29 protein-coding genes, 1 tRNA gene and 2 pseudogenes are annotated in these 26,515 nt (G+C 45.5%); 14 read left to right on the forward strand and 18 right to left on the reverse strand.

From position 1 onward, the window contains the following. Positions 1-30: 30 nt before the first annotated feature. From cysH to MiSe_RS19395, 3 genes are all read left to right on the forward strand, one after another. The gene (gene cysH, locus MiSe_RS19385) at positions 31-762 is read left to right on the forward strand and encodes a phosphoadenosine phosphosulfate reductase (protein ID WP_226583844.1); all 732 of its coding nucleotides are present in this window, start codon (positions 31-33) and stop codon (positions 760-762) included. 82 nt (positions 763-844) lie between these two features. Further along, the gene (gene sbcD / locus MiSe_RS19390; protein ID WP_226583847.1) at positions 845-2,131 is read left to right on the forward strand and encodes an exonuclease subunit SbcD; all 1,287 of its coding nucleotides are present in this window, start codon (positions 845-847) and stop codon (positions 2,129-2,131) included. 239 nt (positions 2,132-2,370) lie between these two features. Then, entirely contained in the window at positions 2,371-2,676 is a 306-nt protein-coding gene (locus tag MiSe_RS19395; protein WP_226583850.1) for a hypothetical protein, read from the forward strand. Between the two features lie 121 nt (positions 2,677-2,797). On the opposite strand, the gene MiSe_RS19400 is transcribed toward MiSe_RS19395, so the two are convergent. Then, entirely contained in the window at positions 2,798-3,016 is a 219-nt protein-coding gene (locus MiSe_RS19400) for a hypothetical protein (protein WP_226583853.1), read from the reverse strand. A gap of 151 nt (positions 3,017-3,167) precedes the next feature. Between MiSe_RS19400 and MiSe_RS19405 the strand changes: the two genes are divergently transcribed. The 5 genes and pseudogenes from MiSe_RS19405 (at position 3,168) to MiSe_RS19420 (ending at position 7,105) form a co-directional block, all read left to right on the forward strand. Next, positions 3,168-5,618: an NACHT domain-containing protein gene (locus tag MiSe_RS19405; protein ID WP_226583856.1), complete on the forward strand. Its 2,451-nt coding sequence runs from the start codon at positions 3,168-3,170 to the stop codon at positions 5,616-5,618. A 66-nt stretch (positions 5,619-5,684) separates the two neighbouring features. Further along, the gene (locus MiSe_RS52760) at positions 5,685-5,909 is read left to right on the forward strand and encodes an NACHT C-terminal helical domain 2-containing protein (RefSeq protein ID WP_444980520.1); all 225 of its coding nucleotides are present in this window, start codon (positions 5,685-5,687) and stop codon (positions 5,907-5,909) included. Beyond that, positions 5,896-6,114: a type II toxin-antitoxin system HicB family antitoxin gene (locus MiSe_RS19410; protein ID WP_226583859.1), complete on the forward strand. Its 219-nt coding sequence runs from the start codon at positions 5,896-5,898 to the stop codon at positions 6,112-6,114. The genes MiSe_RS52760 and MiSe_RS19410 overlap by 14 nt, the downstream gene beginning before the upstream one ends. Next, a pseudogene (locus MiSe_RS19415) lies at positions 6,114-6,351 on the forward strand (type II toxin-antitoxin system HicA family toxin). The gene MiSe_RS19410 and the pseudogene MiSe_RS19415 overlap by 1 nt, the downstream one beginning before the upstream one ends. Before the next feature lie 322 nt (positions 6,352-6,673). Beyond that, positions 6,674-7,105 (forward strand): hypothetical protein, encoded by a 432-nt coding sequence (locus tag MiSe_RS19420; protein WP_226583865.1) that lies wholly within the window; start codon positions 6,674-6,676, stop codon positions 7,103-7,105. Here MiSe_RS19420 and MiSe_RS19425 read toward each other — a convergent pair. The 3 genes from MiSe_RS19425 to MiSe_RS19435 all read right to left on the reverse strand — a co-directional run bounded on the left by MiSe_RS19425 (position 7,102) and on the right by MiSe_RS19435 (position 9,589). Continuing rightward, the gene (locus MiSe_RS19425; RefSeq protein ID WP_226583867.1) at positions 7,102-7,776 is read right to left on the reverse strand and encodes a hypothetical protein; all 675 of its coding nucleotides are present in this window, start codon (positions 7,774-7,776) and stop codon (positions 7,102-7,104) included. The genes MiSe_RS19420 and MiSe_RS19425 overlap by 4 nt on opposite strands. Before the next feature lie 80 nt (positions 7,777-7,856). Beyond that, positions 7,857-9,335, reverse strand: coding sequence for a glutamate--tRNA ligase (gltX, locus tag MiSe_RS19430; RefSeq protein WP_226583870.1), 1,479 nt, complete (start codon positions 9,333-9,335; stop codon positions 7,857-7,859). A gap of 180 nt (positions 9,336-9,515) precedes the next feature. Continuing rightward, a tRNA-Asp gene (locus MiSe_RS19435) sits at positions 9,516-9,589 on the reverse strand. 257 nt (positions 9,590-9,846) lie between these two features. Here MiSe_RS19435 and MiSe_RS19440 point away from each other — a divergent pair. After that, on the forward strand, positions 9,847-10,377 hold the full coding sequence (locus tag MiSe_RS19440) for a pentapeptide repeat-containing protein (protein ID WP_226583872.1): 531 nt from the start codon (positions 9,847-9,849) through the stop codon (positions 10,375-10,377). A gap of 32 nt (positions 10,378-10,409) precedes the next feature. Here MiSe_RS19440 and MiSe_RS19445 read toward each other — a convergent pair whose 3' ends face one another. Further along, the gene (locus MiSe_RS19445; RefSeq protein ID WP_226583875.1) at positions 10,410-13,244 is read right to left on the reverse strand and encodes a DUF4912 domain-containing protein; all 2,835 of its coding nucleotides are present in this window, start codon (positions 13,242-13,244) and stop codon (positions 10,410-10,412) included. A 175-nt stretch (positions 13,245-13,419) separates the two neighbouring features. Here MiSe_RS19445 and ilvC point away from each other — a divergent pair, with 175 nt between their 5' ends. Beyond that, positions 13,420-14,415 (forward strand): ketol-acid reductoisomerase, encoded by a 996-nt coding sequence (ilvC, locus tag MiSe_RS19450; RefSeq protein WP_226583877.1) that lies wholly within the window; start codon positions 13,420-13,422, stop codon positions 14,413-14,415. 139 nt (positions 14,416-14,554) lie between these two features. Here ilvC and MiSe_RS19455 read toward each other — a convergent pair whose 3' ends face one another. Continuing rightward, on the reverse strand, positions 14,555-14,779 hold the full coding sequence (locus MiSe_RS19455; protein WP_226583880.1) for a hypothetical protein: 225 nt from the start codon (positions 14,777-14,779) through the stop codon (positions 14,555-14,557). A gap of 26 nt (positions 14,780-14,805) precedes the next feature. Between MiSe_RS19455 and MiSe_RS19460 the strand changes: the two genes are divergently transcribed. Beyond that, complete coding sequence (locus MiSe_RS19460) at positions 14,806-14,985, forward strand: hypothetical protein (protein ID WP_226583883.1); 180 nt, start codon at positions 14,806-14,808, stop codon at positions 14,983-14,985. Here MiSe_RS19460 and cmoB read toward each other — a convergent pair. The 5 genes from cmoB to MiSe_RS19485 all read right to left on the reverse strand — a co-directional run bounded on the left by cmoB (position 14,982) and on the right by MiSe_RS19485 (position 18,289). Further along, complete coding sequence (gene cmoB / locus MiSe_RS19465) at positions 14,982-16,016, reverse strand: tRNA 5-methoxyuridine(34)/uridine 5-oxyacetic acid(34) synthase CmoB (RefSeq protein WP_226583886.1); 1,035 nt, start codon at positions 16,014-16,016, stop codon at positions 14,982-14,984. The genes MiSe_RS19460 and cmoB overlap by 4 nt on opposite strands. A gap of 124 nt (positions 16,017-16,140) precedes the next feature. Then, positions 16,141-16,590 carry a hypothetical protein gene (locus MiSe_RS19470; protein WP_226583889.1) on the reverse strand — a complete coding sequence of 150 codons (450 nt, stop codon included), beginning with the start codon at positions 16,588-16,590 and terminating at the stop codon, positions 16,141-16,143. A gap of 126 nt (positions 16,591-16,716) precedes the next feature. Beyond that, on the reverse strand, positions 16,717-16,953 hold the full coding sequence (locus tag MiSe_RS19475) for a hypothetical protein (protein WP_226583892.1): 237 nt from the start codon (positions 16,951-16,953) through the stop codon (positions 16,717-16,719). A gap of 94 nt (positions 16,954-17,047) precedes the next feature. Continuing rightward, positions 17,048-17,818, reverse strand: coding sequence for a carboxy-S-adenosyl-L-methionine synthase CmoA (gene cmoA / locus MiSe_RS19480; protein ID WP_226583895.1), 771 nt, complete (start codon positions 17,816-17,818; stop codon positions 17,048-17,050). Positions 17,819-17,935: 117 nt separating this feature from the next. Further along, a complete protein-coding gene (locus tag MiSe_RS19485; protein ID WP_226583898.1) occupies positions 17,936-18,289 on the reverse strand; it encodes a hypothetical protein in 354 nt (117 codons plus the stop codon). Positions 18,290-18,528: 239 nt separating this feature from the next. On the opposite strand from MiSe_RS19485, the gene MiSe_RS19490 reads away from it, so the two are divergent. Continuing rightward, on the forward strand, positions 18,529-18,735 hold the full coding sequence (locus MiSe_RS19490) for a helix-turn-helix domain-containing protein (protein ID WP_373872817.1): 207 nt from the start codon (positions 18,529-18,531) through the stop codon (positions 18,733-18,735). A 153-nt stretch (positions 18,736-18,888) separates the two neighbouring features. Next, positions 18,889-19,119, forward strand: coding sequence for a helix-turn-helix domain-containing protein (locus tag MiSe_RS19495; protein ID WP_226583901.1), 231 nt, complete (start codon positions 18,889-18,891; stop codon positions 19,117-19,119). 386 nt (positions 19,120-19,505) lie between these two features. On the opposite strand, the gene frp is transcribed toward MiSe_RS19495, so the two are convergent. The 3 genes from frp to MiSe_RS19510 all read right to left on the reverse strand — a co-directional run bounded on the left by frp (position 19,506) and on the right by MiSe_RS19510 (position 22,198). Further along, on the reverse strand, positions 19,506-19,832 hold the full coding sequence (gene frp, locus MiSe_RS19500) for a fluorescence recovery protein (RefSeq protein WP_444980521.1): 327 nt from the start codon (positions 19,830-19,832) through the stop codon (positions 19,506-19,508). Positions 19,833-19,959: 127 nt separating this feature from the next. After that, positions 19,960-20,919, reverse strand: coding sequence for an orange carotenoid-binding protein (locus MiSe_RS19505; protein WP_226583907.1), 960 nt, complete (start codon positions 20,917-20,919; stop codon positions 19,960-19,962). Between the two features lie 568 nt (positions 20,920-21,487). Beyond that, entirely contained in the window at positions 21,488-22,198 is a 711-nt protein-coding gene (locus MiSe_RS19510; protein WP_444980522.1) for a tRNA1(Val) (adenine(37)-N6)-methyltransferase, read from the reverse strand. A 72-nt stretch (positions 22,199-22,270) separates the two neighbouring features. Between MiSe_RS19510 and MiSe_RS19515 the strand changes: the two genes are divergently transcribed. Next, positions 22,271-23,209: a DHH family phosphoesterase gene (locus MiSe_RS19515; RefSeq protein WP_373872818.1), complete on the forward strand. Its 939-nt coding sequence runs from the start codon at positions 22,271-22,273 to the stop codon at positions 23,207-23,209. 140 nt (positions 23,210-23,349) lie between these two features. Here MiSe_RS19515 and MiSe_RS19520 read toward each other — a convergent pair whose 3' ends face one another. The 4 genes and pseudogenes from MiSe_RS19520 to MiSe_RS19535 form a co-directional block, all read right to left on the reverse strand. Continuing rightward, a complete protein-coding gene (locus tag MiSe_RS19520; protein WP_226583951.1) occupies positions 23,350-23,580 on the reverse strand; it encodes a hypothetical protein in 231 nt (76 codons plus the stop codon). Then, positions 23,504-23,998: pseudogene (locus MiSe_RS19525) on the reverse strand (MEKHLA domain-containing protein). The gene MiSe_RS19520 and the pseudogene MiSe_RS19525 overlap by 77 nt, the downstream one beginning before the upstream one ends. Positions 23,999-24,088: 90 nt before the next feature. Next, positions 24,089-25,255 carry a U32 family peptidase gene (locus tag MiSe_RS19530; protein ID WP_226583913.1) on the reverse strand — a complete coding sequence of 389 codons (1,167 nt, stop codon included), beginning with the start codon at positions 25,253-25,255 and terminating at the stop codon, positions 24,089-24,091. A gap of 5 nt (positions 25,256-25,260) precedes the next feature. Further along, complete coding sequence (locus MiSe_RS19535) at positions 25,261-26,508, reverse strand: U32 family peptidase (RefSeq protein ID WP_226583917.1); 1,248 nt, start codon at positions 26,506-26,508, stop codon at positions 25,261-25,263. Positions 26,509-26,515 lie beyond the last annotated feature (7 nt).

Here is a 26,515-nt window from a genome sequence, read left to right on the forward strand (position 1 = left end):
ACCGTGTAAGAACAATCATAAAACCCGACGATGGTATCTTCCCTCAAAACCCCGATCGCTCTCGACAAACTGAACCTCGACGAACTTAACGAGAGATTTGCATCCGCCCATCCCAGAGAGATTTTAGCTTGGTGCATTGAGAATATTCCCACGGGTTTTGTGCAAACCAGCGCCTTCAACGTGGATGATCTGGTCATTACAGATATTCTCTACCGCGACCTCAAACCCGCGACGCCAGTACCAGTCATCTTTTTAGACACGTTATACCATTTCCCCCAAACCCTGGAATTAGTTAAACAAGCCCAGGAAGTCTATAACCTAGACTTGAGAACTTACAAATCTCCAGACGTTAACACCCGCGAAGAATTTGCCGCCAAGTACGGTGAAGCGCTGTGGGATAAAGATATCCTCCAATTCCACCAAATCACCAAAATTGAACCACTCAACAGAGGTTTGGCAGAATTAAACACCGTAGCTTGGATTACCGGACGCCGTCGCGACCAAGCTCCCACTCGCGCCGAAATGCCAGTTTTGGAAATAGATAATCAAAACCGACTCAAAGTCAACCCCGTCGCCTATTGGACGCGCAAGGAAACCTGGGCATACGCATTCGAGCATGGGGTAATTTATAATCCTCTCCACGACCAAGGTTATCCCAGCATCGGCGACGAACCAATTACCACCAAAGTCGCAGAAGGCGAAGACGAACGCGCCGGACGCTGGCGGGGAACTGGCAAAACTGAATGTGGAATTCATATTTAACTAATTGCTAATAGCTAATGGCTAATGGCTAATTGTGAATAACCTCGTACAATTAGCAATTAGCCATTAGCAATTAGCCAATATGATTAAAATCCTCCACCTCTCCGATATCCACATGGGAAGTGGCTTTTCCCACGGTAAAATTAACTCTCAAACGGGGTTAAATACACGGTTGGAGGATTTTGTCAAGACTTTATCTCGCTGTATTGACCGGGCAATTGAAGAACCTGTCGATTTGGTATTATTCGGCGGGGATGCGTTTCCCGATGCGACGCCAGCACCCAACGTGCAGGAAAAGTTTGCCAGTCAGTTTCGTCGCTTGGTAGATGCTGAAATTCCTACAGTATTGTTGGTAGGGAACCACGACCAACACGCCCAAGGACAGGGTGGGGCAAGTTTATGCATTTATCGTACCTTGGGAGTGCCTGGGTTTGTTGTGGGCGATCGCTTGGAAACCCACGCCATCCAAACCCGCAATGGCCCTGTCCAAGTTATTACTTTACCTTGGTTAACTCGTTCTACCTTACTAACTCGGAAAGAAACCGAAGGTTTATCTCTCGCTGACGTTAACGATCTATTAATTAAGCGCCTAGAACCAGCACTAGAAGGCGAAATTAGACGCTTAGATCCAAATGTACCAACGGTTTTGCTGGCTCATTTAATGGCAGACCGCGCTAATCTGGGAGCAGAACGCTTTTTAGCAGTAGGAAAAGGGTTTACTATTCCCCTTTCTATGCTGACGCGACCTTGTTTTGATTACGTTGCTTTAGGTCACGTCCACAAACACCAAAATCTGAATCAATCGAACGACCCTCCAGTTATTTATCCCGGTAGCATCGAACGGGTAGATTTCAGCGAAGAAAAAGAAGACAAAGGCTTTGTATTAATTGAATTAGAAAAAGGTAGCGCTAAATGGGAATTTTGTCAACTATCAGTTAGAGTATTTTGCACGATTGAAGTCGATTTATCTAAAGCAGAAGACCCGCAAGCAGTTTTAATCAAAGCGATTGGGAAAAAAGATATTAAAGATGCGGTTGTGCGGTTGATTTATAAACTGCGTTCCGAACAGCTGGATCAAATTGATAACCCATCTCTGCACCAAGCTTTAAAAGATGCTCACACTTACACAATTCAAGCAGAATTAGTCAGTCAATTAGCGCGCCCTCGCGTGCCAGAATTGGGTGCGGGTAACAGCATTGACCCGATGGCAGCATTAAAGACTTATTTGGAGAGTCGAGCAGACCTTAAAAGTCTTGCATCTGAGATGCTAGAGGCAGCGGAAAGTTTGTTAGAAGGAGATAAAGAGGTGTGGTTAGATGCACCTGAAGTTGAGGGAGAAAAAGCAGTTGGTCAGTTGCGTTTGCTTTAGAAGTTTTGGAAAAATTTAATCGCACAATCTCGTGACTCAATCGCCTTGTAGAGCAATTGAGTGACACTCAACTGAGTTACCCATAAAAAGCGACTGGTAGGAGATTTCCAAGCACACTTAAATATAGTTAAGAACCCAGACAAAAACAACTTCGCTTTTTCTGAATCAAAAATAGGATAAAAACTGCGGCATTGTTTTTGCACGGCTGGGAAATAACAGCCTCCAAGGAGGTATTAAAAATGAGCGTCGTGACAATTGCTTCCGGAAGAACAACTCCAGGTGCAACAGCTTGGCAGGTATACACAGCTAAAGGTATCTATCTTGATGTTGACACGAGTGCTGCTGGGTTCACCGACACTCCGGTGTATATAACATCAATTGGTGGCAACAGCAGTCATTGGGGAACAATCGGAGCTACTTCTGTCTACTTGGCAACCGCCACAGGTTTTCGCGTATATGTCAGGTGGGTAGACTTTTCGCCCCTCACTCCAGCACAAGCTAATAGTTTGGGCTGGCACATAAATTGGATGGGTATGCAACAATGACAGTTGCCTGAAAATAAATTTCGAGCTGAAAGCTGAAACCCGTTAAAAAGGGTTGAAACGATCGGATTGAGAAACCCGGTTTCTTCAAGAAACCGGGTTTCTGGGTTTGTGGGGATATCTGCTAACGATCCTCCTGAAGTGCTTGCAGAATTTGAAAGCAAAGTTTGAGTAAAAAGATAAGCAAACCAGCTTGAGGATTTAACCAGGTGGCAAAACCGACGACAGCAAATTTGATCGCTTTTAGCCAAGGTTGCTTTTTGTTAGATTTCGCGCTCGCGCTATACTTCCGATTGGGTAATGGTTGCTGTTGTGCGGGTTGATTGGGGGTGGAAGTTGTCATAGAACATTTTTGGTAATGAACTTCCTAAAGTCTGTCAAATGCAAGCTGGGAGAGTGGTTCAGCGAATTATCTCCAACTGTGCAAGGGGTGTTCAACCTTGTTCAATTACTGTCTTTGTCGCTAGGATGGTCAAAAGGCAGCAAGATTAGATATGGCAGGGCAGATAGAGCGATCGCTACAACTTACAGAAGCAGGAATTAAAGCGGCGAACAAGGCACTTGACAAACTTGCCATTACCAAATCCGATCTGGCAACCCGCATTAGTGTATCGCGCGGCAAGGTCAAGGGTGCATCACCCAAAACCACGGTTGGAATATCGCGTACAACCATCAATAAATTCTTCAAAGGCGAACCCGTTCAATACCAGCAGTTCAAGGAAATATGTAAAGCGCTGGAGTTAGATTGGCAAGAGGTTTCTGGTCGATCTAAGCAAGCTAAAGCAGAATCATCTCAGGATAGACAGGAAAGTAATGCTGATATTGATGCGCTGGTACAGCAGGTGCGACAGCAGATACAACCTTACATCCAGGAAAAATGCGGCACAATGCGGGTGCTGGACATGAACCAACCAATTGAACTGGGCGAAATCTACACCAGTGTCAATATCTTAGAGAAAATCGCGGGACGCAGAGGGCTGGAACTAACAGAATTAATGCAGGACGTTTCCCCAGAAAATTATGAGCGGTTTTGCCTTGGAGATGTGCGAGAAAAGCGAATTCCGGGGTTGGAAGCGGTTGAGAAATTCTCGAAATTGATGATTTTGGGAAAACCAGGATCGGGGAAGACAACATTTCTGAAGCATTTAGCAATTCATTGCATCGGCGGCAAATTTCAACCAGAAAGATTGCCGATATTCGTGACGCTAAAAGATTTTGCCGAAGCACCTGGTCAACCCGATTTGTTGGAATACATCAATCGATTAATTCCCATGTTCTCGATAGAAACACCCCATGACGTAGGGGCACGGCATCCGGGATCTTTCGGTTTAAATACAAAGGTGGATGATGCCGTAGGGGCACGGCATCCGGGATCTTTCGGTTTAAATACAAAGGTGGATAATGCCGTGCCCCTCAATCGATTAATTCCCATGTTTTCCCTAGAAACACCCCATGCCGTAGGGGCACGGCATCCGGGATCTTTGGGTTTAAGCAGAAAGGTGGATAATGCCGTAGGGGCACGGCATCCGGGATCTTTCGGTTTAAATACAAAGGTGGATAATGCCGTGCCCCTCAATCGATTAATTCCCATGTTTTCCAGAGAAACACCCCATGACGTAGGGGCACGGCATCCGGGATCTTTCGGTTTAAGCAGAAAGGTGGATGATGCCGTAGGGGCAAGGCATCCGGGATCTTTCGGTTTAAATAGAAAGGTGGATGATGCCGTGCCCCCACAGGAAATTATCCGACATGGCAGGGCATTGATTTTATTAGATGGATTGGATGAAGTCAGAGATGCCGATAGTCCTCGGGTATTGCGCCAAATCCAGGAATTTTCGCAGCAATTTCCCCAAAATCAATTTGTCATCACCTGTCGCCTTGCGGCGCGAGAATATACATTTGAAAAATTCACCGATGTGGAAATTGCCGATTTTAACGATGAACAAATCGCCGATTTTTCCGGGAAATGGTTCCGCACTAAAAACGACCCAATCAAAGCAGATCGGTTTGTGCAAAAGCTGAAAGAAGATGAACCCATCCGGGAACTAGCAACCAATCCATTACTGCTGACCCTGTTGTGTTTGGTGTTTGAAGACTCCGGCAGCTTTCCCACTAACCGCGCCGAATTGTATCAGACTGGCGTGGATGTGTTGCTGAAAAAATGGGATGTGAAACGCAACATTGAGCGAGAGCAAGTCTACAAACGATTGTCGCCCAAAAGAAAGGAAGATTTGCTTAGTCAGATTGCCCGCACTACGTTTGAAGCTGGGAATTATTTCTTTAAACAAAAGGAAGTAGAGCGCTACATCACCCAGTACATTCAAAACTTACCAGATGCTAGTACAGATCCAGAAGTATTAGAATTGGATAGCGCAGCGGTGTTGAAGTCGATTGAGGCACAGCATGGGTTATTTGTGGAACGGGCGAGGGGCATTTATTCATTTTCACATTTGACGTTTCACGAATATTTTACGGCACGCAAGATTGTGACAAGTTGCAATCAATATGATGTAGACGATCCGATTTTACAAGGGTTGGTGAGTCATTTGACGGAGAAGCGCTGGCGGGAAGTGTTTTTGCTGACAGTTGGGATGTTGGATAGTGCCGATACTTTGTTACGGTTGATGAAACAGAAGGCTTATGCACTTCTCAAAAAAGTTGAAAATGAGGAAACTACATATCAGTTTCTTAAATTGGTGCATCAGCAATCTTTATTTTGTGAAGTAAAACCATCAGCCATTAGAGCCTTTTTCTTCGCCCGTTGGCTTCAGAGTTCAGAGCCTATTGTTGACTTTTATCATGCTATCGATTCCAGAATTGACGACTTAATCAAAGCTGCTATGGATAGCCATACAGATCTGGTACTTGTCTTGAAATATGGTTTTGCTTCTGCTATAAAAATACAGCATGAATGGCGCAATTTACAAGCTAAAATGCCTGAATAATCTGGAAAAAATAGAGAACATTTTCAACGATGGTGGCAGAATCATGGGAAGAACAAAATTGAACAAATTGAGAGGATCCAGCAATATTTTTTCGAGCCGCTATTTGAGTTTAAACCAGAGCAAAAGTCACTCCTGAAGCAGTATTACAATGCCAATAAGCTGCTAATAGATTGTTTGAATAGCGATTGTTACGTCAGTCGGGAAGTGCGGCAGGAGATTGAAGAAACGTTGTTGTTGCCAATCGAAGAAATTAAAAAGTATCAGCAGAGGAAAGACGATGAAAAACATTAAAATAATTGTTGAAAAACATCCGGATGGTTATGTTGCTTATCCCCTTGGAGTTAAAGGTGTCGTTGTTGGAGAAGGTGACACCTATGAGGAAGCTTTAGCCGATGTCAAATCAGCCATCAAGTTTCATATTGAAACTTTTGGTGAAGAGGTACTCGAACCGGAATCACCTGTGTTGGAAGCATTCGTTGCGGAGGCAAGTATCTGATGCCTAAATTTCCGGTCGATGCTGCCAAAGCAAAAGTTATCAAAGCACTTCAACTTTTGGGGTTTCAAATTGTTAGGGAGCGGGAGCATATCTCGATGGTGCGAGATAATGAGGACGGTACGCACGCCTCTGACACTGCCAAACCATTCTCAGATCAAAGGAGCCACACTCAGAACTATCTGCACCCAGTCAGGCATCTCACGGGATGAATTCATGAACGCATACGAGCAAAGTTGACGCTTGCAAAGAAACTATTACAGGAATTACGCAAAGAAACCGGGTTTCTCTACCCAGAAACCCGGTTTCTTTGATCGTCGTGCGTAAGTCCTGTATTATAGCGGATTGCTTTCTTAGTGAGGTACAGCCTTCAGGCTTTGTTTGTCAAGCGCGCAGCAAAAATGGCTGCGCGCTTGACAAACTTGCGGTGTACCTCATACGAGTGCAATCCGCTGTAATTGCAAATATTTATTGAATCAAGATAAAAATATTTGCAATTACAAACTAACGCAGAAAAAATTAAGATAAACTTCAAAAGTAAAAACTTCATCGGGTGTCTGGCATGTCTAAACTTTTGCCAGTATTCTTAGTTGCAACTGCCCTAATTTTGGGTCACGCAGAAAACCAAAATCTCGCAATCGCCGCAACTTGTGCAGGTGCTAGCTGTCCGCCGCCGCCCTTGGGGTTCGTACCCGGACAACGCATCGATGTGGAGGTGGTGAATCAAACTGGCGTTACGGTGCTTTTGGCGGAAAAGGTGGCGGGGACTGACGCAATTGGGATTAGACCTGGACAGGCGTTGAGATTTCGACGGTGGCCCGCGACGGAACCAAATTTCTCGCTGGTGTTTTGGAGTACGATATCGCGAGTACTGACCGCGAGACTTTCTAAACCGAATCCGGACACCCTGCGAGTCGTGTTAATATCTGGGGGACGCATACCGGGCGATCGCACGATCTACATCCTCAACGATGGTCGCGTTATGCTTTTCTAACGCTGTTCTGAGATCCGAAGCGTGTAGGGTGCTTGTTTTTCTTTTCCATAGGCACCTACCCAAATTTCGTAAGTTCCAGGTAACCACTCACCCGCGAGGCCGGGATTTTTCCCTCTAAAATCATCATTGCACCAAATTCCCCCAGGCCCCCGTACAAGCAGCGTTGTATCTTCTCGACTTTCAACTTGAATGCTGAGGTAGTTAAACGACGAAGTTAAAACTAAATTATGGTTAGGTTTAGCATCGGTAAAACCAACGCAGGGGCCATTGGCTGTTTCCTGGCGACCGGCAATTTGACTGATGGAAACTGACCCGCCACCAACACCTTGAACTCTAATCGGAGTTGGAGAAAAGCCAGGGCTGACGGTAATATTTTGTATATTTTGGGATCTCTGCGCCTCAACTCCGCTTTGGGTTAGTAAACAGTAAACAACAGAAAGTAAAAAGAAACAAACAAAAGAAACCTGTTTTATTTTTTTTGCTGGTTTTATACCAAATCCGGATTTATTTTCAAAGACCGCGCAGGCGGTCAAAGTTTGTGTAGCCCCACCCTTCAGGGTGGGGGATAAAAGCCAACCTCGAAGCGGATTTGGTATTATTCGTTCCCAGGCAGAACCTGAGAACGCTTTTATTCTTAATCTTGACCCTTGATTCTGCAATTTGTTTTGCATTTTAACGGTAGATTGCGGATAAGCAATCGTGTATCAAATGTTTTGCACCTTCAGGGACGATCGTACTGGCAACAAAGTTCCTAGCTAAGTTCAGACAAGCGTTCTAGCGCCTGTTGCAACCGGGGTCGGTCGAGTGCCTTTTGATGCAAGATCAGCCAAGATTGAATCAGGTCGGGGCCATGCACTTCGCCGGATAAACCTGCGCGCAGACTTCGCATTACCAATCCTTTTTTGACGTTCAGTTGTTTGGTGACTTGCTTGAGAATTTCTCCGGCATTTGCTTCTGTTAGCGATTCAATGCTATCTAAGGCGGTTAAAATTGCCTCAAGGGCGGCTGTTGCTCCTTCTTGTTGGAAATGAGCTTGAGCTTCTTCAGTAAAATCCACCGTCGCAGCAAAGAAAACTCGACTCATAGCAACAGCTTCCTGCAAGCGGGTAAGCGATGGGCCGATCAAAGCAGCTATTTGTTGTAACCATGAGCGATCGCCAGCCTTATCAAACTGATATCCCGCTGCTTGCCAATAGGGAATTAATTCATCTGTCAGCTTTTCTACCGGCATTTTGTGGAGATATTGACCGTTAATCCAGTTGAGCTTATCCCAGTCAAACTTTGCCCCCGCTTTGTTGACGCGATCGAAGCTAAACTGCTTCGCTGCTTCTTCTAGGGTAAAAATTTCCTGAGTCGAATCTGGCGGCGACCACCCCAACAAGGTCATATAATTGACCATTGCTTCGGCGGTGTAACCCATGTCTTTGAAGTCCCAGATCGAGGTTACCCCATCCCGTTTGGAAAGCTTGCGCCCTTCTTTGTTCAAAATTAACGGCGTATGGGCAAATTCCGGTAGTGAGACGCCAAAGGCTTCGTAAAGCAAAATCTGCTTAGCTGTATTGGCAATGTGGTCTTCTCCCCGGATGACGTGGGTGATGCTCATATCCATGTCATCGACCACTACAGCAAAATTGTACAAGGGTATGCCAATTGTGGGGTGGGCATCTTGCCCGCCATCCCCATCCGCAGTCCGGGAAATTACCATATCGCCACCCAAGTCGCTACCTTTCCAGGCGACCTTTCCCCGTACCATGTCATTCCAGACAATTTCCCGGTCGTCATCTATTTTGAACCGAATCACGGGTTTGCGACCTTCCGCTTCAAACGCTGCTTGTTGTTCTGGCGTCAAGTTCCGATGTCGGTTATCGTAGCGGGGAGCAAGTCCTTTGGCTTTTTGCGCTTCCCGCATCGCTTCTAGTTCTTCTGCACTGGTGTAGCAGCGATAGGCTAAGCCTTTATCCAACAGATCTTGAACTTTCTGCCGATACAAATCTAGGCGTTTGGTTTGGAAAATTGGCCCTTCATCCCAAGTTAATCCCAGCCAGGTGAGGCCCTCGAGGATGTTTTGGGTGTATTCCGGTTTTGAGCGTTCTAAGTCGGTATCTTCAATCCGCAAGATAAACTGACCACCCTGATGACGGGCGAACAGCCAGTTAAACACAGCCGTTCTCGCCGTGCCAATGTGTAAATTTCCCGTGGGACTAGGCGCAATCCGAACTCTAACTGTCACAACTAACTATCTCCGGCAAGGCACGACTACTGTAGATTTTAGAGTTTATCTTAAATCCGCGTTCCCAGGCAGAAGCCTGGGAGCTAGGCTTTCCCAGGCCGGAGCCTGGGAGCTAGGCTTTCCCAGGCCGGAGCCTGGGAGCTAGGCTTTCCCAGGCCGGAGCCTGGGAGCTAGAGTTTACGGGACTGACGGGGCTCGAACCCGCAACTTCCGCCGTGACAGGGCGGTGCTCTAACCGATTGAACTACAGTCCCAACTTTCGAGCGCAATTTCCATTATTACTATATTTCCCAGAGTTGTCAAGTATTTTTTGCCCGACTTCTCTAAAATTTTTTTTTTTTTGCCTATACACATAAATTTTTCTTTTTCTATTTTATTTACAAATATTAAAAAAACTTTAAATAAATGTATCTCAGTTTACAAATATAGCATTCTAAAGGTTGAGTAAGCATAAATACTCAATTTTTTTGGTGGGAAGTGGAAGACAGGTGTTTTCAGCATCAAGATGTACATGCAGAAGTTAAGCACAGAGGAATTGCTAGCTCAATACGCTGGCGGCAAACGAGACTTTGAGCAAGTTGACTTAAGCGAGGCTTACTTGTTTGAAGTGGATTTAAGGCAAATCAATCTTAAAAATAGCAATTTAAGGGCAGCTCACTTACCTTATGCCAATCTCAGTCAAGGGAATTTGCAGAAAGCTAATTTACAACATGCTCAATTGGCGGATACCCAACTTTACCAAGTTGATTTGTCTTCTTCTAACCTGAAAGGCGCGAATTTGTCAAGAGCCAATCTGCGTTATGCCAATTTGCGGGGAGCAAAGCTTAGGGGTGCGAATTTATACGGGGCAGACTTATATCATGCGGATATAAGCGAGGCGGATTTAAGCGATGCTGATTTGAGAGCCGCGAATTTAGAGGGAGCGAATCTGGAGTCAGCGGTGCTAGTGGGTAGCAATTTGTTTCGCGCCCAGAATGCGGATCTGTCAAAGGCGGTGTGCGATCGCACAACCACTTTTCCCGATGGATATCAAGGCAAGTGATGGGTGGGAGGAATTTACCGTTGTCTCTTTTTTTACGTTGAGTGAGTGGGATTGGGCTTGAGGGTTTGGCGGGTAAGCTTGATCTGGATCGAGTCAGTCTCGCCATCAGCGGCAACTGCTGTGATGGTAAACTCGCTCTCGCCATCCGGACAAAGCATTTGGCAGCAGAATGTCCCAGTAGGATTGAGTTCGATCTGACGACCGTCGATGGTAACCTTGGCATCGGGTTCGGTTTCACCGTAAACGCTTAACTCAGCATCTGCAACCAGGCGAAACTTGCTGTGACGAGTTTTTTCAGTAGAGGCAGACGAGGGATTCTCAGAGGTATCTAATAAATTGGTAACACCCAACCTACCGCCGCTAGAAGAAAGGATGGATGGACTAACAGGCGGCACAGATAGTAGCCCCATGGCTTCCAATTCGACATTGGCTAGTTGTCGATCTTGATCTGAGGCGGGGGGTATGCGGACAACTGCCGATCTAGCTAACATTAGCCAGCGATCGTTCTGTGTAACATAGCCAATTTCCACCATATAATCGCGATCGCGCCAGGGAACCATCAAGTATCCATCCCGCGAGTCTTCGTTGCAATCATTTTGTTGAATGCTTTGGGGCTGTTGGTTATTTAAGTCAATATCGGTGACATCGTAAAGACGCAACGCTAACTTAGTACCACCCTCCTGCCGCAATTTCTCTTTTTCCTCCTTGGGGATATTCCAGTAAGCGTAGGCCCATTCTGATTCGCTCGATAACAGGACAATAGTACTTTCATCGGCTGCTGTTGAGCTATCCGCGTTCTCAGTTGCTTCGGTATCGGATTTTACTGCTTGTACTCCCTGGCGATTCGCCTGAGTTGCCATAGCAGGTTGGTCTGATAGCTTTGCTGCATTTGTGGCGATCGCGTTTGGCGAAGCACTTGAGGTCAGCGATACCGCTGCCCCTTCTGCTACAACAGTTTCCCCGATAGACACCGAGTCATCATCTAAAACGGGTTTTGTATTGCTTGTGTCTCTGGTGTGTTTTCCAGATGTTGCGAGCGCTTCCCCGGCGGGGGTTTTATCTGTAACATTTGATACTGATGTATTTGTAGACGGGATGGGGGAAGAGTCATGTGGGACGGGTTGAGTATCGCTTGTGTCTCCAATGTCTGAACCAGAAACTAACCCAGCAGTTGCAATCGCAGTCCAGTGTGTCACCGAAGGTATAGCTATTGGGGTTTCCGCCACGGTGTGGGAAATGTCTTCTGGAGTTGACTCGATTGGCTGCGATGCTGTTGGGGTGGATCGATCAAAGGCGACGGGTGGTGAGGGGGAATAATCGCTTGAGTCTGGAATTTCTGAGCCAGCAACTAACCCAGAAGCTGCTTCTGGGATGTCGGATACGGGTTCTGGAGTTTTCTGGGTCAGAGCCGATGCTACAGGGGAAGACACCTGTTCTGTTATCGGTTGTGATGGGGCAATTTCTGACCCAGTAACCAGCCCAGATGTTGCGAGCGCTATATCTTTTGTCTCGTTAGCAGTTGTTGGGGTATCAGATGATACTGGGAATCGATAACGTTCGCGTACCGTAGGAGAATCGCTAGGTTCGATCGGATCGAGGCTTGACAGAGACAGGTGTTGATTTGATTGAGGTTGCTTTCGCTGATTTTTCAAGGCTCGCCAAAGCAGAAATAGTAGCAAACCTGAGAGCCACAGCCACCAGATCCCCTGTACACCTCCATCTGAAATAGAAGTACCAGCAATGGCATTAGCGGTGGGTGTGGTTAACGCTGTTGTCTGGGGGGCAGTCATTGCAGCGGGTGTTGCTGCTGGGGTGGGTAAAGCCGTGGCATCCGGTGTTGCTGTCGTTCCCAAAGTAGAAGTTGCACCAGGTGTAGTTGTCGTTCCCAAAGTAGGAGTTGCTGCGGGTGTTGCTGCTGGGGTGGATAAAGCCGTGGCACCAGGTGTTGCTGTCGTTCCCAAAGTAGGAGTTGCTGCGGGTGTTGCTGCAATTGCTGTTCTAGCTGCGGCGATCGCGCTCTGACCCTGGGGTGCGGTTGCATAGCCCAGAAAATTCTTTAATGCAGCGCTGGTATTCGTTTTCTTATAGACGTAAAACAAACCTTGCGAGAAAGGATACCTGGGGTCATCTGGGGTGGTTTTATGCATCGGCAGGACGCGAACACCTGGTTGGTTGAGTACTTGATCGGCAATAGCGATGCCGATCCCATCGGTTCCCAACTCGCGAATGACGGCTTGCGTGGTATCTTCCGATAGCTTGACCGCGTTTGCACCCGTGTCAAACCTTGCTGCCTGAAAAACCGGATATTGCCGCAAACTTTGGCGGATATCGCTCGTTGCGGGGCGGTCGATGACTCGAATTCCACCGGGTGCGCCACCTACCTCAGACCAATCTTGAATCTCGCCCCGGAATATCTTGGCAAATTGCTGGTCGGTTAAACTGCCCGTGAAGGGATTATTTGCCCCGACCACAATGGCAATTTTATGGCGAGTTACCGGAACCTCAACCAAACCTCTGGCTTTCTCCCGCCTAGTCAAGGGACGCCCAATAGCAGCCAGATCGGCTTGTTCTTGCCGCACTGCTCGCAGCGCGGCATTTGCGTCCCCGTACCCGATGATGACTTCTTGTCCGGCGAACTGTTGCTCAAAGCGCTGTTTGAGCGCTTCGTTAAATTTCTCCATGCTGGAAGAACTGGCAATCCGCAGCTTTGTCACCCCAGGAACGGCTGTACGACTTGGTAGGGCAGTAGGAGCGGGAGTTTGAGCCAAAACGGCAGCGAAGGTAGATGCTGCTGCGGGTTGTTCAGCAGCCGCGAGGTAGCACAGTAACGCCAAAGTGACTAGCCTTGTATATTTTTTGTCCAACATATATAAAAAGCAGCTTGACAGCCCTGACTGAAGTTAATTTCTTTAAATAAAGATGTGCTAATTATATAGCCGTCGTTTTCTCAAATGCGATCGCAGCCTATACGACATGCACCCATTTTGGTAGAATAACAAGTCCTGTGTTGATCGAGACGCTTCCACCGAAGGAGTTGCCCTTATGGCTCGCATGTACTATGACGCTGATGCCAATTTAGACCTTTTGGCGAATAAAACCGTTGCCATCATCGGCTATGGTTCTCAAGGTCACGCCCACGCCCTCAATCTTAAAGATAGCGGCATTAAGGTCATTGTGGGTCTGTATCCGGGCAGTAAGTCGGCGGAAAAAGCCAAGGAAGCTGGTTTAACCGTTCATGCGGTGGCGGATGCAGCCAAGACGGCAGACTGGATTATGATTTTGCTGCCGGATGAAGTGCAAAAAACAGTCTATAAAAATGAAATCGAACCCCATTTAACCCCTGGCAAGGTGCTATCTTTTGCCCACGGGTTTAACATTCACTTTGGTCAGGTTGTACCGCCAGCAGAAGTCGATGTGGTGATGGTAGCACCCAAAGGGCCGGGGCATTTGGTGCGGAGAACCTACGAACAAGGACAAGGCGTTCCCGCTTTGTTTGCAGTGTATCAGAATGGTTCCGGACAAGCACGAGATCGCGCGATGGCATACGCGAAAGGCATCGGCGGTACCCGCGCCGGTATCTTAGAAACCACCTTCCGCGAAGAAACCGAAACCGACTTGTTTGGCGAACAAGCAGTTTTGTGCGGCGGTTTAAGCGCCCTGATCAAAGCTGGTTTTGAAACCTTAGTCGAAGCCGGATATCAACCCGAATTAGCTTATTTTGAATGCCTCCACGAAGTCAAATTAATTGTTGACTTAGTTGTGGAAGGCGGCTTAGCTAAAATGCGCGATAGCATTTCCAATACAGCCGAATACGGCGATTATACGCGCGGGCCCAGGATTGTCAACGACCAAACTAAGGCCGAAATGCGGAAAATTCTGCAAGAAATTCAAAGCGGTCAATTTGCACGGGAATTCGTCCTGGAAAACCAAGCTGGCAAACCAGGATTTACTTCCATGCGGCGTCAGGAAGCCGAACACCACATTGAGGAAGTCGGCAAGGATTTACGCGCAATGTTTAGCTGGTTGAAAAAGGACTAAGCATTGGTAATGGCTAATGGCTAATTGCTAATTGGTAATTGCTTGATATCTGGCAAAAAGCCCTTTTTACTATTAACCATTAGCCATTAGCCATTAACCATTAGCCATTAGCCATTAGCCATTAGCCATTAGCCAAATGCTAATTTCCCGTTGCCTTTTCCTCCTGTTCTACTGCCTTTTCCGTTCGCTCGTTGGGGTTTAGCTTAGGTCCCTTTTGAGGAAACAACCCGATAAAAAAGTTGTTGAGTGAAGTTCGCGTTTGAACGCTAGCAGTACTCAATGGTTTGGGAAGAATCCTGTCCCCCAAAGTGACAAATAACAAGAACAGGATTAACAGATAGGTTGTAGCAGTCTTGCGATCCATATTGTTATCCTTATAGACTAAGCGATATGCCTCCGGCACCCTTAGCGATCGCTCCTACCTTGATTCTTGCTAAAAATTCCCAGAACCGCCATTCACAAATGGGTAAGTTTAACTTTTTTTCTGGGGTTAAATGTTCAATTTTCTTCATTCCTCGTCTGAAGGTAGTCCCCGCGTCGCCGCGTCGCCGCGTCTGGTGCGTCCTTTAATCTTGGCGCGCGAGGGCATAATAACGCCAGGGAGCAGGATAACCTTCTACAGTTAGGGAAAAATCGTCAGAATTGAGGAATTCTCGCAGGCTATCCACGTTTGCCCAAGCGGTGCTACGCTGTTCTTCAATTGAGAGGGGTTGAGCAAAGAAACAGCGAACTTGGGTAAAACCAGCGCGGATCATCCAATTTTCCAGACAAGATTGGGTAGGTAAAAACCAGATACCTCGCGCTTGTGCGTAACGCTGGCGCGGAGTCAGGGAAACAGGTAGATCTCCCGGAATTCCCTGACAGTCTATAATAATTTCTCCCTTGGGTGCTAAAGCTTGCCGCATTTTACCCAACAAACCAATCGGATCTGGATGATGGTAGAGAATCCCTAAGCAAAAGATGGTGTCAAAAAAATTGGGATAATAGTCGATATGCTCCACACCCAGTAATTCAAATGCCAGCATTTCTTGCCGGACGATATTTTGAATTAGCTGAAAGTTCCAAAAGTGTTTCGCAACAGGTTCAAACCCGATGACGCACTCAGGTTTTTGGTGTGCCATCCGAAACATAAAATAGCCGTTGTGACAGCCAATATCCGCCACGCGGCGATTTTTCAGGGGTTGGATATGGGGTAAAATGCGCGCCCATTTCCAGTCAGAACGCCATTCAGCATCGATAGTCGTGCCAAATAGTTCAAAAGGCCCTTTTTTCCAAGGACAAAAGGCTTGTAGGGCTTGATAAAATCGTTGCTGTTGTTCAGTTGATAGTTCATCAGATCGACCGACTTTGACGACGGCATCGGAGAAGTCGAACCAATTGCTTTGGATGTCTTGAACAGATTGAACGGCATCGCGGTACAGACTGACTTGGGGTGCGAATAACTTGGATTGTCGCTCTTGACGTACTGCTAAAATTGCGTCGCGTTGTAAGAGGGTGGGGTAGCGAGCGCAATAATCAGGAGCTAAATATCCAACCATCTCATCAAACATATTACTATTTGGTTCTACATCATAGTTATAACTATCATGAGTTGCTGCCATTGCTAACCGCTAATTGCTGATTGCTCATGGACATATTTTTCGGTTTTGCCATCAGCAATTAGCAATTAGCCATTAGCTATTAGCAGCCATTAAAATATAACTAGCAACTTGCGTTAATAGTTAATTAAATTCCTGATTCGTTAAGCAGTAGGTGGATGCACTGAGCAGTATTACGAGAAGCCCCCCATGACTGCAAGACATTAACTACAGATGATGTTGTTACTGCTTGACCTAAACCATTACCCTTAAATTGTATCGCTACCGGAGTAGCTGAACTTCTAGTCCACCAATAGGCTGCACCGTAATTTCCTAATCTGACAACATTGTTAATTTCTCCTGCTCTCCCTTCAGCACGAAATTTTCTATTTAAGCTGGCACGCACGGGATGTCTAACAGGAACTAAAGATTCGTCCAAGTTAGGGCAGTTTAAATTCTGAGCCACAGCAGCAGAATTGTCTTTTTGTCTGCGATCATCGTCGATGCTAATGGCATCGATATTGCCATTTATACCAAGCACAAGTCCGACAATTGCCACAGTCAGAACGGAGTGAAGGAAGGATAATTTTTTATTCATACAGTCAAGGTAACCCAGTATCAAGACTATGCGATCGCAAATAGGATCTTTGTCAGAAATTACTAGGCGCTATGCTAACATGTTTACCATGAATCGGTAATGTTAATTATTAAATATTTATAAGTTTTACTGCTGTGCCAAATATTGGTCTAAGGTAAGATAATTACCTGCCTGATAGTCCGTGCGCGCAGCCTGAATTTCTGCTATTGTTTCGGGACTATCTTCATCTTCCTCATCTCGATCCTGGAACAGTTCAGCCTCAAGGAATTCCCACAACTTGCGTTTCTCAGGAACTGCCAGCAATGAAATTGCTTCCAGCAATGACTCAAACGAGATTCCGACTTTAACAGTATTTTCAGCCACTATAACGATCCTTTGTTTTTAAGAGTACATTAACCATCCTAGCACTTTTTAAAGGATGACTTTCTGGGTAAATTATAGTTAAATTTATTTTGATTCACTTGAGAGCCACCAATGAGATAAAATTATGCAGTTTGATTGGCGAATCGATGTGACTAAAACCGCTTTCTTGTAGCATTGAAATTTGTTGTGCTTCAGTTAAAGGTACTAAAACATTTTCTAATGCTTCTTTTTTGCGTTCTATTTCAGTTTTGGCATATCCATTATGCGCTTTAAAAGCTTCGTAATGCCGATTAATTGTCTCTTGAAATTGCGGACAAGCCGATTTAACTTTTTCGCTCAAGAATAACAAGCCGCCCGGATTCAAACCCTCGTAGATAGACCTGAGCAACTTTTGCCGCACCTGCAACGGTAAAAACTGTAACGTGTAATTAATTACAACAACGCTACTGTTTTCAAATGAGCAATTTTCAGCAGTTTCACAGATTAATTCAACTTGGTGAATTTGTTGAATTCGCTCCAATTTCTGCCGGGCTTTTTCTAGCATCGGTTGAGAATTATCAATCCCGACTAGGGTCGCTGGTTGCTTTAAAAATCGCCCTAATAATTCTAGAAATGTTCCAGTTGAACAGCCGATATCAATAATTCGAGTTCCCGGTTGATAGTAATCTCTAGCCCAATGAGCTGCACAGGCTAGGACTTCTCGATACAGGGGAACTGAGCGCGATATCATATCATCAAAAACTCGCACTACATCCTCATTAAATACAAATGGTTTAGGCCAAGGCCCGGTTTCAAACAGTTGGTCTTTTTCAGGACTGAGATAAAGTTTTGTTTGGAATAGTTCTGGATCAAATTGGTCAGACATTGGATTTATCCCTTGGGCTACCTTCCAAGTACCTGCGAGCGCAAGTTTGCGTTCTGTACCGATATTAGCAACAAGCGATATGCCTCCCTTCCGCTGCGCGAACGCCTAAAAAAATTATTAGCTTTCACCAGGATCGAAGACAACCTCAAACACTGCATTCGGCACATACCGCTGCAAAGCTCTTAAACGATCGTCGGCGTCTTGGCGGTTGACAAAACGAGCGATGATATGAGTCTTTGCACCTGGTATAATACGCACAATCATCCAAGGACGTTGAAGTGTTGCCCGATTTCTGATCGCGAAAAGATAGTTAGCAAGCACAGCGCCTTTGAGGTTGGCACTTAGCTGCTCGATCAGCAACGTGGCAATGCCCTCAACTTCTTGTTGTGGCAAACTCATCCGGGCAGCATCAAAATCACCATCATGGTAATTGCTGATGCGCGATAGTAGCTGAGTAATGCTTTGATCCAAAGCTGGCGATCCGATTAAAAAAATCCTTGTTTAGAGGGTTTAACTGAGAAGGCGGTGTACTTTGGTCGGTCAACCGCGTTCTCTATTACTAATATTAGTACTAAAAATAGTTTAAGGCAACTTACAATAGTATTATTTTTTGTAATAGTATTATATTACGCATATAAGCTACTTATATTATTAAATGTAGCGCTAATCAAAGTAGTACTATCGAAGCTGATAAAAGTAGAGTTTGGATTATGCCGGTGGAAATCAGGCTGAAGCAGGTGAGAGAATCCCGTGAGCTGAGTCAGTACGAACTAGCTAAACTGACTGAGATGTCTCCTCAGAATATTCAGAAGCTGGAGCAAGGTAGAGCCAAAGGGATTCAACTAGATACCTTAGAAAAACTTTGTGAAGCTCTAAATTGCGAGATTCAGGATTTATTGGTGAGAGTAAAAGGATGAGCGATCCTCTCACCGACCAAAGTTCACCGCCTTCTCTTGTGATTTTTTTCTAAACTCACAATTGTTAGTACTAAATCATTAGTTTATAGTTTATAGTAAATATAACAAGTCAACCGATAATTGAGAATTGAGGTGTACAAAGCGACTGTCTAAATGAAGGTCAGAAAGGTTGTCGAACGTGAGTTCCCAGGATTGGGAGCAAGAATCAAACGGGCAAGAGAGGCGGATTCGCGCTCTCTAATTCAGATTTGCGGCGAAATTGATATGACTCCCGCCAACTGGTACAAAATTGAAAAGGAAGAAACCAAGTTTTTGCCGCTAGAAACCTTAAGGAAAATTGAAGGTGTCTTGGGAGTGGATTTGGGGGTAAATATAGATGATTGATCCAGGAACTTTGGTAGGTGAACCGCCTTCTTCCTTACTGATGGTAGTACTATAGGTCGGATCACCTGAGTTTTTTTGCGTAAGTTCTGAAGCCGCCAGCGTCCACTAAAACTTAAACTGCATAAGTGCAATGGGGTGAGAGATACATATTGCTAATTGCTAATTGCTAATAAAAGATTTGTCTTTGCATTAGCCATTAGCTTCTATTTATGAGATAACTAGCAACTTGAGTTAATAATTCAAAATTAATACCCAGGAAATATTTTTGGCGACGAACCGAGAAACCCAGTTTTTTGCGTGGGTGCAACACAACATTGTAGGGGCTAAGGCTAAAGAAAAACTTTGACCTTAGGGACAAAACTTACTTTAGCCTTAGCCCCTACTACTCACATGCGGGAGAGCGCAGCTACCTTAGAAAGCTTATCTGTTTGGAGTCCCTTCAATTCATCCAGATGCAACCATCCCTCTTTCACCAATCTGGCAAAAATAAAGAGGAGAACTGAATAACTGTAGTCGTACTTGCCATCGATATCGTGTCTTCTGGCACTTAAGAAATCGTGCAAACGCCACATATCATCAAGTTCTGCGATCGCACTTGCTTGCGCGCGAACTTCCTGTATCAAAGCCGCAATTTCTCGCTCATAGGCTTTTTCGAAGGCTTCTTTAGCCACTTTCTGCTCTGTCTTAGACCACTCAATTTCACTCACTTGCATCATCCAAACTAAACTGTCATTATTTAAATTTATCCGATTGCACCACTAACTCCCAAGCAAAAGAGCGCCCTTTAGAAAAGAGCGCTCATCCACCATTATCTAAGGTTTACTCGCGCTTAGCTCGCGTTTAGCGAACCAGATTTAATAGCTCTTTGGGAGATGCTAGCAAGTCAATTGCTACAAAGAAAATTTTGTTTTCAGGATTGAGCAAGAACCGCCAAGCCATATTCATGCCCACGCCAGCACCAAACCAGGGAGTTTGCACTTTACCAGTGACTTTGATTTGGGTGTAACCATCTTCTGCGGGTTCAGCAACGCCTCGTTCTGGCATTAACTTGAGGTTCTGGCAATCTTCCCGGAAAAACCGCAGCACGGCATCTTTGCCCACAATCGGTTTTTGGAAGGGAGGTTGCAAAGCACCATCAGCAGTAAATAACTCGATCAGCGCATCAAAATCGTTGGCATTCAGGTTATCCATGTAGCTTAATACGGTTGGATTATTAATGCCTTCAATCGTGACTTTACTGCGCTGTGAAATTTCTTTGGGAACAACAACAGGTTCGGCAACTCGGTTATAACTACCCAATTTGCTGGTATCAAAACCCATGTCAACCACAGAATTACGTAATACCGTAATCTGCTGACCTGATTCTAGGTTTCTGATTGCTTGCAGTACGGCTGCGGCATTAGCAGAAAGTTTATAACCCTCTGGAATTGGAGCAACAATTCCCTGCTCCATCCATTGTCCAAGCTGATACCAAAAACCTAATTTGATGTTGGCAGACCAAGTAGCATAGGTTCGACCAATCGGTGTATCAGCGCGGTTTGCCAAGTCGCACATGACTTGGGATTGCTCGCGAAATGACATTTGCCGAATTTGATTCATCGTGGCTTCGGCAAACTGCATATTCGCTGCTCCTGGAGCAGCAATTGTGATTGATTTACCCATTTCAAGGTATGCAAACCAAATCAATGCGAGTTGATCTTCCGCACTCAACTGACTAAACCTGGCAATTGTGGCTGGCACAGCATCAGCAGCAAGAGTGTTAGGGAAAATACCGCGAGCTGAGTCGATAGTAAATGGCATAGTACAGATCCACCTTATTGACTAGATTTGCAACTGGCACAAAGGTCAAACCGAGAGCTTCCAGAGAATGAAACCTTACCTGCCCATCGTTAAATTATCACAAAACTTTACAACTTGTCAATAAATCTTCATATAAGTCTCAGAAATGTCCCTCGGTTCGTAGCTGTAACCCTTGGAGATGCCGTTGATAGCGGTTGGCAGCAGAGGTACGCGGAAGGGGAGCGGCAGCATTAATGCCTGCACGCAAAGCTTTCTGGCAGTCAATCATTACTCGCTTCGCTAGGTAAGAATAACTATTTAATAAACCGCGTTCGCGTAGCGTGCGCGCCAGCGCATAGACACGAAGAACACGAAGAAGGAAGAAGAAAGATGTAGATAGTCTTCTACCGCGAAGGGAGTAATCTGACTGATTAATTTTTTTAATATTTCTTAACAAGGAGCCAGTTCTATACAGGACTGAGTCACGACAAAGCTTATTCCCCGTTTCAGAGTAGGGACAGGGCAATCATAAAATATTATATTATAGAGAATATTTCAGATGCCGTGTCCCTACTTTGATAATTGAATCTCAATACTTCAGATAAAAGTCTTTAATCAAGGCAATAAATTCAGCAGTGTAAATATGTCTGTCTGCTTCTATGGTAAGCGTGGTTTCTTGATATTCCGATTGATTTTTGCCCAGTTCGATTAGAACGCGCTTGATTGGACTATTTAATGTTGGCTTAACGTACAGTTTACGGTGGCAAAAAAAACCGAATGCTTCGGCTTTTTCTGGGAAAATTTTAGCTGATTCTGATGGATAAATTACAGCCAACCGACCGTTTTCAGATAGAAGTTGTTCTGCTGCTTGCAATAGATCGACTTGCTCGAGGCGATCGCTATGCCTTGCCAAGGTTCTTGCCTGATGTGGTGTTTTATACGCATTCTCAAAAAAAGGTGGATTAGAAACCAGGAGATCGTACCGCTGCGAGCAAGTCGTTGCATAATCTTGGATAGAACACTGGTATACGCCGATACGATCCCAGAAGGGCGATCGCGTAACATTCTCCCTCGCCTGAATACAAGCATCTGCATCTATTTCTACCGCATCGATATTCGCGAGCGATCGCTGCGCCAACATCAGTGCCAGTAAACCCGTCCCCGTGCCGATATCGAGGATGTGTTGTGCGCCTGTGGTATCCGTCCACGCCCCCAGTAGGACACCATCAGTACCCACCTTCATGGCGCACCGATCCTGAAAAATAGTGAACTTTTTAAAGTGAAAGTACGGATTGGGAATTCTAGCCACACACTTGGGTAAACTACTAGGGAGCGTCTATATCCTAAGCACAGATCGGTTTTCGGAGATTATATGCTGGAACAAGGGAAAAAGTACCGTCTGGTAACTAGAAGCGATTTTGATGGACTCGCCTGCGCGATTTTACTGAAGGAACTTGACCTTATTGATGATATAAAGTTCGTCCATCCCAAAGATATGCAGGATGGCAAAATAGAGGTGACCAGCCGAGACATCACCACTAACTTACCCTATGTAGAAGGCGTCGGTCTAGCTTTTGACCACCACTTCAGCGAAACGATTCGCCATGAAACAATTAAGGCCAATCATATTATCGATCCTGATTCCCCCTCAGCCGCCAGAGTCGTCTACAACTACTTGGGTGGGCAAAATAAGTTTGCCAATATTTCTCCGGAAATGCTGGAGGCTGTAGATAAGGGAGATTCTGCTCAATTCACAATTGAAGAAGTCCTCTATCCACAAGGGTGGGTACTCCTGAATTTTCTCATGGATGCCCGCACGGGTCTGGGACGCTTTAAGGACTTCCGCATCTCTAACTATAATTTGATGATGCATCTGATTGACTACTGCAAAGAACACACAATCGAAGAAATCTTGGAACTGCCTGATGTCAAAGAAAGAATTGATGTTTACTTCGCTCAGGAACAAAAATTTAAGGAACAGATTCAGCGGTGTGCCACCATTTATAATAACCTGGTGATTCTCGATTTAAGAAATGAAGAGACTATCTATGCAGGCAACCGATTTGTAATTTATGCTCTTTTCCCGGAATGCAATATTTCAATTCACCAAATGTGGGGTCTGCAACAGCAAAATACAGTCTTTGCCGTGGGTAAGTCAATTTTCAATCGCACCGCCAAAACCAATATTGGTGAATTGATGCTGAAGTATGGCGGCGGTGGTCATGCGAATGCCGGCACTTGTCAAATTGATAACGATAAGGCAGATGAGGTATTAAAAGAATTGATCGCTCAGATTAATGCTGACGGTTAAAGTCAATGGGAGGTAGGGGCACGGCATCCTAAAAGCTTTGAGTAATGCGACAAAAGTTACTGATGCCGTGCCCCTACGATGATGTATTGCTTGAGGAGAGAACTCGAAAAGCAATCCGCTGTAAACGGGAGAGAGTCAAGCTACTTATCCTTATCCCCAAATGCAGATACCCCAAAAAATAGCATCAGCAAGCCGCCGATTAATATAGCCAGGGCTAATCCGCCTGTTACTAAGTCCAATAGGTTTGTTGTTTCCATGATTGGCGATCGCTTCAAAATATAACGTACTTCCCGGTTAGCTTTCTCTGTTTTCTGGCAGCGGCATCCACTGAGTAAACCTAGCCGCTTGACCGCAATACTGATGATTTTCATCGAGCAGGTTCCAAACGGTAAAGTCTGAAACCATTTACCGTTTACCAGTGCGAGAAATGCGGACTCCCCGACCATTGGTAACATAACCCTTGGTTGTCACTTGGTTGAGCAGACGCGAGCGTTCCTCCTGTTCTATTGGTTCGGCTGAATACCTTGAAGGCATCTGGGTCAATTGTTCCCAATTGAGTTGCATCAGTTCCAAAGCTTTGCGGTTTCCGTAGTTGAAAATCGGGTCTGGCTCGCTCTTGTGAGAATATACCGGAAAAGGCGCTTCAAATAATGCCTGTGCTATTTGGATAGGTGAGCCACTAATTTCGATTAGAGAATGTCCTGCCCAATGCTTAAAGCTGTTTAGTATGCGTTGGGTGTGAAGAATCAGTTCCTCTTGTTGCCAGGGAAATAGGATATTGGCGTTCATAGGTTAATTGCGTGCGTTCCCATAGCGAAGGGAGGCATATCGCTCCCTCCAGTCAGAAGGAATCATACCAGTTTGTGGCCTATTCCGGTATCAACCGCCCAGCAGCAGGGAGCCTGGTACCGCCTTCTTAATCCAGTCCGTAACTAGAATTTGTTCAGACTCAAAAGTATCAATCTGTTCCCCGTTTAAGTTGCGAAAAGTAACTTCTTGGGGAAGCTTAATCTCTTCACCCGTTGGCATTATCATGCTTTTAATCTGCGAAACCTCAAAACGACGCCTGGTATAAAACACAACATATTTCCCACCTTCTCCAGCTAAAACCTCAGCTAAACAACCATCATTTCGATAATCGGTTACTTTCGATTTCATGCGTGGAAATAGGGCGGTTGTGCGATTGGCTTTGAAAAAGGGAGCGCGTGTTTCTCGCGACCAGTTGACGCGCAGGGAAGCAGGATCTGACAAAATTTTGCCACAAATTCTCTCAATATCTACGGCTACATCACCCTCCTGTTCCAGATGTCGCAAGTCTAAGCGTACCGTATGCAAACCTGCCGCTTGTAATGCATCTAATTTGTCAAGAATAAACTGGTCTTTGTCGAGGAACATGAAGGTTCCATGCGCTGTTTCCAAAGTAGGGAAATGCCGATTGGGATTGTCTGCAAAAGCAGCAGTAGCTTCCAAATAGAGAGGAGAGTCTGGATTAAAATTCTCCTCTGCTAAATGTTCTGCTAGCAGACTTCGCGGCGAGTAAAACAGTAAAATTTGTCCTACACCCAGCAATTCGCAGGCGACGGGAAGCGCTTGGCAATATTCAATTAGTTTTTCTTCAGGTAGTTCGATGGATAGCACGAGACGTTCCAAAGATCCAGAAAAAATTTCGCACCACCCTAAGAGGGATTCCAGATTATGATTGCCTGTTTCAACAATTAACTGAAGCGGGATTTCTGGGAAATGAATTAACAGCCAATAAGCGACACCAGGATCGCAAACGCGGATTGCTGCAAAGCGGGTGAGGTCCCAATTCTGGATGCGATCGCATACACTTTTCATCGCCCGTTCAGGCATCAATATATCCCAAACCAAAACCGGGCGCAGTCCTCGATTCCTAGCTTCTGCCGCTAACAAAAGTACCTTGTCTTCTGAAAGTTTCCCCTGTCGAGCTAATAACGCAGGTTCCAACAATACCTCATGCAAATTGGGAGCTTTAGCGCATCGCTCAATATCGGCAATAGAAGAAACAAAAGTATTAAATTGCATATAATTTAACCCCCCTTGGCAAGGGGGGCAGGGGGGATCGTGACTGTTTTAACTTCTTGGGCAAATCGAACTACATTTAGTTTGGCGACATCTAGGTTTATGGGTGCATCAATTTTGGGAATGCGAACAACGCTATCTTGTCGCATGGAATTTATGCGACCGCCCGTCACCGAAAATAACCGATCGACCTTCCAGCGTATCGCTTCCCCCTCAAATGGAATAATTTCAATTTTATCTCCAATTGCCAAAGGTTCAACCAATTGCAAAACAATTTCTTGGGGCGTTGACTCGACGACAATACCTAAATATTGATGCGTTCCCGTATTAATTCCCGATAGCTGTCCGAACACCGAATCCCTTCCTGCTGGCGTTTCCAACGAACCAGAAAAGTAGTCTCGATGGGGAACGGATTGCAGTTCTGCTGCTGCAAATTGAAGCATTTCTGCATTCAATTTCCCGTCGGCATAGGCATCAATTAGTTTTCTATAAACCTTGCAAGTCAGGGCGACGTAGAAGGAAGATTTCATCCTTCCTTCGATTTTTAAAGAACAAATCTGATGTTTAAAAAACTCTCCAATCTGATATATTCCCCATAAATCTCTAGAAGACATGAACGTTACTAAATCTTCCTGTTTCTGAGCATCACTTTCTAACTGATAGGGCAATCGACAGGATTGAATGCATCCGCCTCGATTAGAATCTCGCCCTGCTGTAAAGTTAGAAATAGTGCAATGACCGGAATACGCCATGCACATCGCCCCGTGGGTAAACATTTCCACATCGATGCCCGAATGCTCTCGAATTGCACCAGCCTCGGCTATACTAAGTTCTCGACCGACAATCAGGCGCTTGACTCCGATCTGCTTCCACAAACGCCCCGCATAAGAGTTGAGGCAAGAAGCTTGAGTCGATAGGTGGATGTTGAGATTGGAACTATTTTTAATGACGCGAATCACGCCGAGATCGGAGACAATTGCGCCATCGACGCCGATGGCAGAGAGAAACTGACAATAGTCTGCCAATCCCTCAAAATCGGCATCGTGGAGAAAAGCGTTGAGCGTGATGTAGACTTTAGCGTTGTGCTGATGAGCAAATGCTACACCCAAGGCTAACTCAGAGTCGGTAAAATTGTCCGCCCGCGCCCGCAAACCATACTTTTGCCCTCCTAGATAAACGGCATCTGCACCATAGGCAATGGCGACTTTTAACCGTTCCAAATTTTTAGCCGGGACTAGCAGTTCTGGTTTCCACATGGCAACA

The organism is Microseira wollei NIES-4236 (assembly GCF_020521235.1).
GTDB classification, from domain to species: domain Bacteria; phylum Cyanobacteriota; class Cyanobacteriia; order Cyanobacteriales; family Aerosakkonemataceae; genus Microseira; species Microseira wollei.